Annotated in this window: 1 protein-coding gene and 1 pseudogene; one reads left to right on the top strand and one right to left on the bottom strand. The window is 48.8% G+C overall.

The features are described from left to right. Positions 1 to 14017 (bottom strand): annotated as a pseudogene (locus AACR11_RS29800) (tandem-95 repeat protein); the annotation flags it as partial. Positions 14018 to 14217: 200 nt separating this feature from the next. Here AACR11_RS29800 and AACR11_RS29795 point away from each other — a divergent pair. Next, positions 14218 to 14571, top strand: coding sequence for a hypothetical protein (locus AACR11_RS29795; RefSeq protein ID WP_029790234.1), 354 nt, complete (start codon positions 14218 to 14220; stop codon positions 14569 to 14571). Positions 14572 to 14574: the final 3 nt, after the last annotated feature.

The raw sequence follows: 14574 nt of genomic DNA, 5'->3' as shown, positions 1-14574 counted from the left end.
TCAAGTAACTGCTCTTGAGTCAGCGTAATGCTGTTGTCTTCGGCAGTTACCGCAGTGATATCACCCGTCACTTCTGGTGCATCATTGGTTGGCGAGATATGAATCGTCACACCTTGCGTCGCTGTCGCCGTTGTACCGGTATCTACATCCGTAGAGGTTGCGTTCACGGTTAGCGTCACATCACCATTGAAGTCCGCAGACGGAATAAACTCTAACCCTTCTAGCTCGCCCGGTTGTAGTGACCAAGTGCCGTCGCCATTATCAACACCTGCTGATAGTGAGCTGCCTTCTGGCACATCTTCAATCAAGATAGAGAGGTTTTCTGAGCCATCGGTATCGGTTAAAGCTGCATCGATATCAAGCGGCACTGGCGTATCTTCGGTACCAATGATTTGGTAATCCGCGTCTGCTACCGTGATTTCGATGTTGTCGATACCAAACGATTCATCCCAAACGTCTTGATTCAAGGTTGAACCGAAGCCCAGTTGCAATTCACCATCATCGACAGGAACCGTCAGATTGATTTGGTGAGCTTGGTCGTTCCAACCACTGAAGCCTTCACGTTGAGAGGCTCCGTGGATCACTTCACCTACTTCGTTACCGTCAGAATCGTAAAGCGTTGTCGTACCATCTTGAGTACGGAACGCGGAGTTTTCCAAGGTTGTTAGCTGTTCACCGCCGACAAAGATTTGGAACGACTCGCCATCCCAAGAATCGATTTCGTAGAAGCTAAACGAAATATTCACTTCATTGACATCGCTTGGGATCTCGTAGGTTTTGCTGACCGCTTCATCACCGCCAGTGCCACCAATACGACCCAGCATGTCGCCCGTTTCGAAGCCTTGTGAACTTTCAGTGTTCGCGTTCCAACCGTTCGAGCCAGACTCGAAGTTATCAGAAGCAATCACCAAGTCTGACGCAATCGACAGCTCTGGCATATCAACCACAGATTGAACGTCAATGTTCGCTTCTGCTGGCACGGTTGCGGTGCCATCGTTGACATCAAACGTCACGTTCACGTTGCCATCGAAGTTTTCGTTTGGCGCAAAGGTGTACGTGCCATCACCGTTATCAACTAACGTACCGCTGTCAGAAGCAACGTTTTCAACCGTTAGGTTATCACCATCGATATCACCTGCATTTTGCAGCAATTGCTCTTCGGTAAAGGTGAAGCTGGTGTCTTCTTGCGTAACAAACTGTGGCTGACCAACCGTTGGCAAGTCATTCACTGGGTTCACAGTCAGATCGGCAGTGGCTTGAATGGTTGCATCACCGTCCGTAATGTCGAAGCTCAGATCAATGTCGCCATTGAAGTCCGCATCCGGTGTGATAGTGAAGCTACCATCATCGTTCGCAACAACGGTCGCATTACCGTCAACAGTCAGGTTGGATGCGGTTAGGTCATCGCCATCCACGTCGCCGGCTTGAGCAAGAAGCTGCTCTTGGCTGAGAGTGATAGAACCATCTTCATCCACGCTGTAAGCCAAATCACCTGATACCGGAGCATCATTGACTGGAAGAACATCGATGTTTGCATTGGTTGCTACCGTTGCACCATCTTCATCGGTCACGACTGAAGTTTTCGTTTGGTGCGAAGCTGAATGTACCGTCGCCGTTGTCAGTAAAGATACCGTCGGAGCCGCTGTAGCTGACGCTATCAATCGCGACATCACCTTCAACGTCAGAAGCATTCGCCAATAGCTGCTCAGAGCTAATGGTGATGACTTCGTCTTCGTTCACTGAGTAGCTAGTCGCGCCTGCAATTGGTGGATCGTTTACCTCAAGTACTGTAATACCCGCAGTGGTTGAATCCGTCGCACCATCTTCATCTACCACGACAACATCTAGGCTGACTTCACCATTGAAGTTCTCGTTTGGCGAGAAGGTGTAAGTACCGTCACCATTGTCTTGGAACACGCCATCTGCGCCGCTGTAGCTGACACTATCAATCGCGACTTCGCCTTCGACGTCAGATGAGTTAGCCAATAACTGCTCGTTACTGATGGTGATTGAGTTGTCTTCGTGTACGGTGTAAGACGTGCTGCCTGCTACCGGTGGATCGTTCTCTGGCGTCACGCTTACGTCGATATTCGCCGTCACGGTATCCGTGCCATCGGAAACATCGAAGGTAAAGTTCACGTCGCCATTGAAGTTTTCGTTTGGCGCGAAGCTGTAAGTGCCATCACCATTGTCGGTTAGGACACCGTCTGCACCTGTGTAAGACACACCTTCAACCGATAGGTCATCGCCATCGATATCCGTTGCGCCATCAAGTAGGTCCTCATCAGTGAACAGCAAGACGCCATCTTCACCAATGGTGAACGCTTGATCTTCTGGCTGTGGTAGGTCGTTAACTGGATTAACCGTTAGGTCAGCCGTTGCAACAATAGTGTCGGTGCCATCGTTGATATCGAACGTGATATCAATGTCACCATTGAAGTTCGCATCAGGCGTGATGGTGAAGCTGCCATCATCGTTTGCCGTAACCGTTGCATCACCGTCAACCACTAGGTTAGTCGCGGTTAGCGCGTCCCCTTCTACATCCGATGCTTGAGCAAGAAGCTGCTCTTGGCTAAGCGTAATTGAATTGTCTTCATCGACGCTGTAAGCCAAGTTGCCCGATACTGGCGCATCGTTGATTGGCAATACATCGATGTTTGCGTTAGTTGCCGCAGTTGTACCGTCTTCATCAACAACCACAACATCTAGGCTCACATCGCCATCGAAGTTGGCGTTTGGTGCGAAGCTGAATGTACCGTCACCGTTATCGGTAAAGATACCGTCGGAGCCGCTGTAGCTCACGCTATCAATCGCAACTTCACCTTCAACGTCAGAAGCGTTCGCCAACAGCTGTTCAGAGCTAATGGTGATAACTTCATCTTCGTTCACTGAATAGCTGGTCGCGCCTGCGATTGGTGGATCGTTCACCTCTAGAACAGTAATGCCAGCGGTAGTGGAATCCGTCGCACCGTCTTCATCGACCACGACAACATCTAGACTCACTTCACCATTGAAGTTCTCGTTTGGCGAGAAGGTGTACGTACCGTCACCATTGTCTTGGAACACACCACCTGTGCCGCTGTAGCTAACGCTATCAACCGCGACATCTCCTTCGACGTCTGATGAATTCGCCAGTAACTGCTCGTCACTAATGGTGATCGAGTTGTCTTCATGCACTGTGTAAGACGTGCTGCCTGCCACCGGTGGATCGTTCTCTGGAGTGACTGTCACATCGATATTCGCGGTCACGGTATCCGTGCCATCAGAAACATCGAAGGTAAAGTTCACATCCCCATTGAAGTTCTCATTCGGTGCAAAGCTATACGTACCATCGCCATTGTCGGTTAGGACACCATCTGCGCCAGTGTAAGACACACCTTCAACCGATAGATTATCGCCATCGATATCCGTTGCGCCATCCAGCAGGTCTTGATCAGTGAAGGTCAACACGCCATCTTCACCAATGGTGAACACTTGATCTTCCGGCTGCGGCAAGTCATTAACTGGGTTAACTGTTAGGTCCGCCGTTGCAACAATAGTATCGCTGCCGTCGTTGATATCGAACGTGATATCAATGTCGCCATTAAAGTTCGCATCTGGCGTGATAGTGAAGCTGCCATCATCGTTTGCCGTAACCGTTGCATCGCCATCAACCACTAGATTAGATGCGGTTAATGCGTCACCTTCTACATCAGATGCTTGAGCAAGAAGCTGCTCTTGGCTCAACGTGATTGAGTTGTCTTCGTCGACACTGTAAGCCAAGTTGCCCGATACCGGTGCGTCATTGATTGGTAAGACATCGACTGTGATGTAAGTATCAACCTCTGCGCCATCTTCATCGCGAATGGTCACATCCAACTGCACTTGGCCGTTGAAGTTTTCATTCGGTGCAAAGCTACAAGTGCCATCACCGTTTACTGAGAAGATACCATCTGGACCGTCGTAGCTGATGCCTACTAGCTCAACATCACCTTCAACATCCGAAGCATTCAGTAGCACTTGCGACTCACTAAAGGTCAGAACTTGGTCTTCATCGATAGTGTATGCAGTAGGACCTGCGATTGGTGGGTCATTTACCTCAATCACAGTAATGCCAGCAGTAGTAGAGTCCGTTGCACCATCTTCATCGACAACGACAACATCTAGGCTCACCTCGCCGCTGAAGTTCTCGTTTGGTGAGAAGGTGTAAGTACCATCGCCATTGATTTCTAACACACCATCGTTACCGCTGTAGCTCACGCTATCAATCAACACATCGCCTTCAATATCCGATGAGTTCGCCAATAGCTGTTCGTCACTGATGGTGATCGAATTGTCTTCATGAACGGTGTAAGCCGTGCTGCCTGCAACCGGTGGATCGTTCTCTGGCGTCACTGTTACATCGATATTTGCCGTCACAGTATCCGTGCCATCGGAAACATCGAAAGTGAAGTTCACGTCGCCATTGAAGTTCTCGTTTGGTGCGAAGCTATATGTGCCATCACCATTGTCAGTAAGAACACCATCTGCGCCTGTGTAAGTGACGCCCTCAACAGATAGGTCATCCCCTTCAATATCGGTAGCACCTGTTAGCAGATCCGCATCAGTAAAGGTCAGCACACCATCTTCACCAACGGTGAACGCTTGATCTTGTGGTTCCGGCGCATCATTAACTGGTGAAACCAATAACTCAAGGTTGGTTGAGACAACATCATCGCCGTCAGACACATCGAACGTAAAGGTGATATCACCATTAAAGTCCGCATCTGGCGTTAAGGTGTAAGTGCCGTCACCATTGTCTGTGATGGTGATGTTTTCATCATCCGTTGCCAGATTCAGTGCTGTCAGTTGGTCTCCATCCAAGTCACGCGCATTAGCAAGCAAATCTTCTTGCGTAATTAGGATTGAACCATCTTCTTCAACCATCGCTGAAACAGGCAATGCTTCAGGCGCGTGTTCAATGTGGGCACCTGTTGCATTGACGTAGATGGTTTGAGAAACGGTTTCAGAATCATTATTTGATAGCTCTGTTGCCGTTGCCGTTACGTTGATTTCTAGCTGTTGGTTAAAGTCTTCTGGCAATTGAATCTGTAGCTCTTGTTCAATTGCTGTGGTTGGAAGCGTTACAGAACCATCTGGACCTACTGTTACTTCACCGCTGTAGATCTGGCTGTTCACTTCACCTACATCAATGGTGAAGTTGAAGTCGGTGTAATCGGCATCGCCGCCACCGTAGAGATCTTCAAAGCCGTAAACCAGTTCACCGTCTTCGTTCACGGTAGTTCGGGTATGCTCAATACCATCTTGGTTAAGCTCTGAGCTTGAACCACCATGGAAGACTGCATCACCGAATTGACTTTGAATCACGGTTTCAGAACCATCAGCGCCAACAAACACGAGTTGCGGGTCAACTGTATCCATGTTCGCAGGAGAGCCATCTGCTGCACGGAACTCGTACTGACCATCTTGCATGGATGCAAAGTCATTGAAGTTATGACCGTTAGGAATCAAGAATAGGTTGAAGCTTTCCCCTTCCGAGATTTGGAAACTGAACTGATCTTGCCCAGGAACCAAATCACCGCCGCCACCAACTTGAGAGGCGTTTTCGTACACTACTTCAACGCCCGTGATGTTGCCATCTTCATCGACTTTGTAGTAACCCGCTGTGTTTTGGTAACCCGCGGTTTCACCTTCAAACGTAACCGTGATTTCAGTATCGTTGAAACTAGTGATACCGTTGTCTTGATCGTTAAGTACCCCTTCGTTGTCGTAGCTGATCACCGAACCTTCTGGAACACCATCCACGGTCACCGTCAGCGTTTCTGACAAGTCTTGGTCAACCAATGCTGCGGCGATGTTCACTTCAACAATACCGCCTGGCTCAACCAAGATCGCTTGGTCATCCACGTTTCGACCATCGCCATCGGTGATGACTAGGTCTGGCGCATCTGCTACGGCTTCGATGTGAACATTAATGTCTTGCTCAACTTCATCAGTACCGTCAGAAACCGTAAAGCTGAACTGCAAGTCACCACTGAAGTGCTCTTCTGGTACGAAGCTAAATGTACCGTCACCGTTGTCCGTTACAGTACCTTCATCACCCGAGTAGTTAATGCTGGTAACGGTGAGGTCGTCACCATCAATATCAATCGCGCCACTTAGAAGATCTTCTTGCGTGAACAGGATGCTGCCATCCTCTTCAATGTGGTACATGCCAGGCGCAACAATTGGAATGTCATTGACTGGGTTCACCGTCAATGTCATTTCATTGGCAACACTCAATTCACCGTCGCTCACTTCATACGTAAACTCGATGTCTCCGTTGAAGTGCTGTGAAGGCGTAACGGTAAAGGTGCCGTCGCCGTTATCCACGATAGAGGCATTAGGATCATTGGTTTCTAGTGCCGTTGCGTATAGGTCATCACCATCTTGATCGCTGGCATTTTCAAGCAGCATTTCTTGTGTCACGAGGATAGAGCCATCCTCGTCCACGTCTGCCACGATTGGTGCTGCTTCTGGTGCATCGTTAACGAACTCAACTTTCAAGTCGATGTTTGCCGCCACCACGTCGGTGCCATCGCTCACATCAAACGTGAGGTCAACATTACCAAAGAAGCCCTGCTCCGGCGTTAACGTGTAAGTGCCATCGCCATTGTCTGTCACTTGAACCGTGTCGCTTAAACTCGTCACGTTAACAACAGACAGGTCATCGCCTTCGATGTCCGTCGCTTGAGCCAGCAGCTCTGCTTCAGTAATAGTGATCGCTTCACCGTCTTCTGTGGTGAAGGACAAATCAGGCACATCTGGCAGGTCGTTCACTGGGTTAACGGTGAGGTTTAGATCCGCAGCGACGGTTTCAATCGCGTCAGTTACGTCATAAGTAAATTCGATTTCACCAAAGAAGTTTTCGCTCGGTGTAATCGTGAAGCTACCATCAGCGTTCTCAACGATGGTTGCATTAGGATCGTTGGTCGACAGGTTCACCGCTTCAAGGTTGTCACCATCTACGTCCGTCGCGTTCGCTAACAAGTCTTCTTGAGTTATGGTAATTGAGCCATCTTCATCAACGACCGCATCAACAGGACCGCTGACCTCTGGACCTTCGTTAACGATCTCAACATCGATCTTCGCAGTGCTTGGTGCACTTGCTTGACCGTCGCTGATGTCGAAGGTCAGGTTCACTTCACCGTAGAAGTTCGAAGTTGGCTCGAAGGTAAAGGTGTTGTCGCCGTTATCTGTCAACGTACCTTGTGACTGGTCAACAAGCAGCAGATTCTCGATATGCAGAATGTCGCCATCCACGTCAGTCGCACCTGATAACAGGTCTTTTGCTTCGATGATGATGGTGCCGTTTTCTAGCATTTGAGTATGCAGCGGTGCACCAGGAACTGGCACATCGTTGACCGGAATAACGGTCAGATCTAGATGGGTATCGACTTCATCGGTGCCATCGAAGACTTTGTAATCGATGTCGACTTCACCATTGAAGTTTTCATTCGGCATAAAGGTGTAAGTGTCGTCGCCATTGTCGACAAGCTCACCGTTATTACCGCTGTAAGAGATATCAGAGATAGACAGCGCATCGCCTTCCACATCACTTGCATTGGCAAGCAGATCGTCCGCGCTAAACGTAATGCCCACATCCTCATCAGTCGACAACACAATCGGACCAGAAACGATTGGCGCATCGTTTACTGCTTCGAAGTTGATGTTGATGATGTTGTCGTCAGTGAGTTCACCATCCGTGACTTGGTAACCAAGCTCAATCTCACCGTAGAAGTTCTCATCTGGTGTGACTGTCCATGTACCATCGCCGTTGTCGGTTAACGTAGCGTGCTCCGCGTTATCCCCCACCAGCTCTAGGTTTTGAATATCAAGTACATCACTATCGATATCACTCGCTTGTGTGAGAAGCTGCTCTTCTGTGATTACCACAGAGGCAAACTGCGTAGAACCTTCGGTATCAATGGTCACATTTGGTAGATCAGCGGTCAGTTCGATTTCACTGTCACCTTCACGGATATTAAGCTCTACCGTTTCCGTGATTTCCGTGCCGTCCACGCCAATAGATGTGAACACCGCTTCATCATGACAAGTTTGGGAAACCGTCATGTTTTGAACCACGTAAGTACCGTTACCTTGAATCGTACCTAGCTCAAAGTAAGATACCGGCTCGTTCACCGTTAGGGTGTAATCCGTCTCATAACTACCACGATCTTCTTTGTGGTAAGTCATCGAGTCGATCAAGTCACCATCAGAGTTGAATGCGCGAATTTCGACTTCGGTAAAGTGGCGAGACTCTTCCATAAACCAGCCGCCTAGACCATCTAGGTGGAAGCTGATTTCGTTGATGTCTTGACCTTCAACGGTCACAGTCAGTTTTTCATCACCACTCAAGCCTTGACGGTCAGTATCACCAATACCGTGACCGATGTGTGTTTTACCATTCCACGCACCGAGTGGGTCATCATTACTTTGAACAGTAACTTTCAAATCGCCATCGACAAACTCACGTGTGTAAGGGTCAACAGCTGTACCCCAATCATCAAGGCTGGCGTTGTCGTCAAAGGTACCAATTTGACTCGTGTGCGTACCGTTCGCCAATGCATCATCATTTGGAATGAAGCGCACTTCCGTGTCTGCAGGCACCTCCTGCCCGACTTCTAGCTGTACCCATTCGTCATTTAGATTTGCTTCAATGATGCCGTTTTCAGGGGCTTGGTCGAGACGTAACGCAGGCTCTTCACGCAGAGAAACACCCACTGTTTGGTCTTCTTCCGCTTGAATAAAGATCTCGTCGCCCGCTTCTGGCGCATCGTTGACAGGATTAACGGTCAGATCCAACGTGGTCAGAACATCATTTTCGCCATCGCTGATGTTGTAAGTGAAGTCCAACTCACCGTTAAAGTTTTCCGTATGCGTAATGGTGAAAGAACCATCCTCATTGGCTACAATCGTCGCATCTGGGTCATTGGTTTGTAGATTGCTGGCAACAAGGTCATCACCTTCAATGTCTGTCGCATTCGCAAGCAATTGTTCTTGCGTGATGGTGATGGCGTTATCTTCATCCACTTCAGCTTGAATGCCTGACGTTTCAGGTGCGTCGTTCACCGCGATAACATCGATGCCTGCGGTTGTCGTATCTGTTGCACCATCTTGGTCGATGACCGTAACGTCGAGCGAAATGTTACCGTCAAAGTTCTCATTTGGCGTAAAGGTATATGTGCCGTCGCCATTGTCCACGAAGCTACCGTCGTTACCGGAGTAGCTAACATTCGCCAAGGCTACATCGCCTTCCACATCAGAAGAGTTGGCTAACAACTGCTCGTCACTAATGGTGATTTGACCGTCTTCTTGAACCGTGTACGACGTTGAACCTGCAACCGGTGGATCGTTCACTGGTGTCACGCTGACATCAATGAATGCTGGTGTTGAACCTGTGCCGTCAGACACATCGAATGTGAACTGAACATCACCGTTGAAGTTTTCATTCGGCGCGAAGCTGTAAGTGCCATCGCCATTGTCGGTAAGCACACCATCCGCACCTGTGTAGAGTACGTTTTCGATAGACAGATCATCGCCATCAATATCCGATGCGCCTTCCAATAGGTCTGCATCCGTGAACAGCAAGGTGCCATCTTCTTCTACCGTGAACTGTTGATCTTGCGCTTGTGGCAAGTCATTCACAGGATTAACCGTAATATCCAGACCAACTTGTACCGAGCCACCATCGTTATCAATGATATCGAAGGTCAGGTCTAGATCGCCGTTGTAGTTTTCATCCGGTGTGATGGTGTAACTGCCATCATCGTTGTATTGAATTGTCGCGTTGTCATCTGTCGATAGATTGATGGCTTCAAGGTTCTCGCTATCAATATCTCCCGCTTTGGCAAGCAATTGCTCTTGGCTTAGCGTTATTGAGCTGTCTTCGTTGATGGTGTAAGCCAAATCGCCCGAGACTGGTGGATCGTTGATTGGTAAGACATCGACATTGATGTGCGTATCAACAGTTGCCCCATTCTCATCTTGAATGGTCACATCCAACTGAACTTGACCATTGAAGTTCTCGTTTGGTGCAAAGCTGCAAGTACCATCGCCATTGACGGTAAAGATACCATCCGAGCCTTCATAGCTGATGCCAACAAGCTCTACATCGCCCTCGATATCAGACGCGTTGGCAAGAATTTGTGACTCACTGAATGTCAGTACTGAATCTTCATCAATCGTGTAAGACGTTGGACCGGCAACTGGAGGGTCATTCACTTCAATGACGGTAATGCCTGCGGTCGTTTCGTCAATCGCACCTTGCTCATCCGCCACAATGACATCAAGGCTGATATCACCGCTGAAGTTCTCATTCGGCATGAAGGTGTAAGTGCCGTCACCGTTGTCTTGGAATACGCCATCGGTGCCTGAATAGGTCACGCTATCGATAGACACTGCGCCTTCCACATCCGAAGAGTTAGCCAGAAGCTGCTCGTCGGAAATGGTAATCGCATTATCTTCATCAACCGTGTAAGACGTAGAACCCGCAACCGGAGGATCGTTCACTGGAGTGACGCTCACGTCCACATTGGCAGGTACGGTCTCAGTGCCGTCAGAAACACCAAAGCTAAAGCTGACATCACCGTTGAAGTTTTCATTTGGTGCAAAGGTGTAAGTACCATCACCGTGGTCAGTCAGTACACCATCGCTGCCTGTGTAGCTAATGCCATCAACCGTTAAGTTGTCGCCATCGATATCGGTCGCGCCAGCAAGTAGGTCCGCGTCGGTAAACTGCAGCGTGCCATCTTCTTCAACACTGAACTGCTGGTCTTGAGGAACAGGAAGATCGTTAACTGGATTAACCGTTAGATCCGCCGTTGCTTGGATAGTGTCTGTGCCGTCCGTAATGTTGAATTGGATATCAATGTCACCATTAAAGTCCGCATCTGGTGTAATCGTGAAGCTGCCATCATCGTTCGCTGTAACGGTTGCGTTTCCATCTACAGTCAAATCGCTAGCAGTCAGGTCATCGCCCTCAATATCAGACGCTTGAGAAAGAAGCTGCTCTTGGCTGAGTGTAATCGCACCGTCTTCATCAACGCTGTAAGCCAAATCACCCGATACTGGCGCATCATTGATTGGCAATACATTCACATTGATGACGGTATCAACTTCTGCTCCGTCTTCATCTCGAATGGTCACATCAAGTTGAACTTGTCCGTTAAAGTTCTCGTTTGGCGCGAAGCTGCACGTGCCATCATCGTTAACGGTGAAAATGCCATCCGGACCATCGTAGCTAATGCCAACAAGCTCTACGTCGCCTTCCACGTCAGAGGCATTCAGCAGCACTTGCGACTCACTAAAGGTCAGAACAGAATCTTCATCAATGGTGTAAGAAGTTGGTCCAGCGACTGGTGGATCGTTCACTTCCAGCACCGTAATGCCAGCAGTGGTGGCATCCGTTGCTCCTTCTTCATCAGCGACGACAACATCAAGCGTCACTTCACCATTAAAGTTTTCATTTGGAGAGAAGGTGTACGTACCGTCGCCATTGATTTGCAACACACCATCGCTGCCAGAGTAGCTCACGCTATCAATCGAGACATCCCCTTCTAAATCCGAAGAATTTGCCAACAGTTGCGTGTCAGAAATGGTAATAGAGTTGTCTTCGTGAACCGTGTAAGACGTTGAACCAGCCACATGAAACCGTATCTGTGCCATCAGATACGTCGAAGCTGAAGTTTACATCGCCATTGAAGTTCTCATTTGGCGCAAAGCTATACGTGCCATCGCCATTGTCAGTTAGAACGCCGTCGGTGCCTTCATAGCTGATTCCCGTTACAGAAAGGTCATCGCCTTCAATATCGGTAGCACCTGCAAGCAGATCCGCATCAGTAAATTGCAGTGTGCCGTCCTCTTCCACACTGAATTGTTGGTCTTGAGGAACAGGCAGATCGTTGATTGGATTAACGGTTAGGTCAGCGGTTGCTTGAACGGTATTCGTGCCATCTGAGATATCAAAGCTGATGTCGATATCACCATTAAAATCTGCGTCCGGCGTAATGGTGAAGCTACCATCGTCATTTTGAGTCACCGTCGCGTTGCCATCTACCGAAAGGTTAGACGCCGTCAGTGCATCGCCTTCCACATCGGAAGCTTGCGACAACAACTGTTCTTGGCTCAAACGAATCGAGCCATCTTCGTCCACCGAGTAAGCAAGATTACCAGCCACCGGAGGATCATTCACCGGCGTGACGCTCACATCTACATTCGCTGAAACCGTATCTGTGCCATCAGATACGTCGAAGCTGAAGTTTACATCTCCATTGAAGTTCTCATTTGGCGCAAAGCTATACGTGCCATCGCCATTATCAGTTAGAACGCCGTCGGTGCCTTCATAGCTAATTCCCGTTACAGAAAGGTCATCGCCTTCAATGTCGGTCGCGCCTGCAAGCAGATCCGCATCAGTAAATTGCAGTGTGCCGTCCTCTTCCACACTGAATTGTTGGTCTTGAGGAACAGGCAGATCGTTGATTGGATTAACGGTTAGGTCAGCGGTTGCTTGAACGGTATTCGTGCCATCTGAGATATCAAAGCTAATGTCGATATCACCATTGAAATCTGCGTCTGGCGTGATGGTGAAGCTACCATCGTCGTTTTGAGTCACCGTCGCATTGCCATCTACCGAAAGGTTAGAAGCCGTCAGTGTATCACCTTCCACATCGGAAGCTTGCGACAACAACTGCTCTTGGCTCAAACGAATCGAGCCATCTTCATCCACCGAGTAAGCAAGATTGCCAGACACTGGCGCATCATCAACTGGCGTAACACTGACATCAATGTTGGCAGAAACCGTATCCGTACCGTCGGACACATCAAAGCTGAAGTTTACGTCACCATTGAAGTTTTCATTTGGCGCAAAAGTGTAAGTCCCGTTACCGTTGTCGGTCAGGATGCCGTCGCCACCGTCGTAGCTTACGCCCTCAACCGTTAGGTTATCGCCTTCAATATCCGTTGCGCCAGCAAGCAGGTCAGCATCGGTGAAGATCAGAGTTCCGTCCTCTTCCACCTCAAAGGTTTTATCTTCAGGCACTGGTGCGTCATTGATTGGACGAACGGTTAAATCGATAGAACTTGAAACAGTTTCTTGACCATCACTGATATCAAACGTTAAGTCGAGTTCACCATTGAAATCAGCGTCCGGAACCACGGTGAACGTGCCGTCACCATTGTCTTGAACCGATGCATTCGCACCGACTTGGACGTTAGACGCAACAAGGTCGTCGCCATCAACATCACTGGCGTATTCGAGTAATTGTTCTTGCGTGAAGGTAATGGTGCCGTCTTCATCCATGATGTAAGCCAGATCTTGTTCTACCTCTGGCGCATCGTTTTCACCTTCGACTTTGATTTGGAACGTTTCGCTCGTGGTTTCAGAGTCGAAATCATCTTCTACTTGCGTCGTGGTCTCTTCACTGGTGTCTTGAACGTCCACCGCAAAGGTTTCTTCTGTGGTTTCTGAATCTAGGTTATCACCACCTTGTGAACCTTCAGAATCAGATGAAGAGGCACTTGGCGCAGCCGAAGTTTGTACAGCTTGTCCTTGTGCTTCATTGCCTTCTGCGTCCGAACCACCTTCAGAGCCAGAGGCATCACCGCCACCAACGGCTTGTGCACCCGCACCGGAAGCCGCACCGCCGCTGCCAGACGCTTCTTCACCAGACCCACCGTCTGATGCCACGCTGTCTACCACGTTCGATTGAGCGGCATCCGAACCACCGCTACTCTCTGGCGCGTCTTCTTGTACCGCACCACCGGACGCCGAGGCTTCTTCCTCAGTACCGGCACCACTTGGGTTGTCTTCCATCGCCTGATTGGCTTCGTCTGCTGCATCGGTATTTTCAGCACCCGTTGCTACGGTCGAAGCAATCGTATTCTGTTGGTTTTGTTGATTCTGCTGCTGGGAGGGCGTGCCCGCGTCATTGGTTTCCGTTTGTTCTACCGCGTCATTTAGGTCTTTGTTTTGGTTATTTTGATTGTTGTCACCTGCCATTACAGCCTCCGTTGCCATTAGCTAACTGATCGTGTTTAGAGGCAGTAAAGGACACCATTCTGGAAAACCAACTTTTTTATCCAACTTTTTTCATACTCCTGTTGCTTAACCAGAAAGAGGTAAAAAAAATTTGAAAACGCAATTTAAAGATCCTTAGTTATTGTCATTAAAGCAATTAGGGCGGTGGAACAATGATAAACATGACGAATCTGTTGCGCTCAGTCGACAACAGCCACAAAGGGCTGCAATTGCTATTGGGAGATTTTTACAAGGATTTCAGCAGCGCGGCGATCAACATCGAAATGCTGCATAAACAAAACCGTTTTGAAGAACTGAGCGGCTACTCAAAAAAGCTGAAGACTATTCTGGTCTTGCTTTGTGATGATGATTTACCACCCAAGATGGCAAAGCTGGAGCATTTGAGTAAGCACCACTTCCCTGCACCTAATGAATTGATTGAGGACATCAAAACTGAGCTCAACAACGTGAACAAGCAAATTAGCCAGCTGTTAGATATCGAAAACTCTATCGATGACAGCGCAGATGATGAATAACCG

The organism is Vibrio sp. L85 (assembly GCF_963871815.1).
GTDB classification, from domain to species: Bacteria; Pseudomonadota; Gammaproteobacteria; order Enterobacterales; family Vibrionaceae; genus Vibrio; species Vibrio harveyi.
This window is presented reverse-complemented; position numbering and strand designations above follow the sequence as displayed.

Coding starts and splice junctions, on each gene's coding strand:
- AACR11_RS29795 (WP_029790234.1), top strand. CDS start 14,218: ATGACGAATCTGTTGCGCTCAGTCGACAACAGCCACAAAGGGCTGCAA.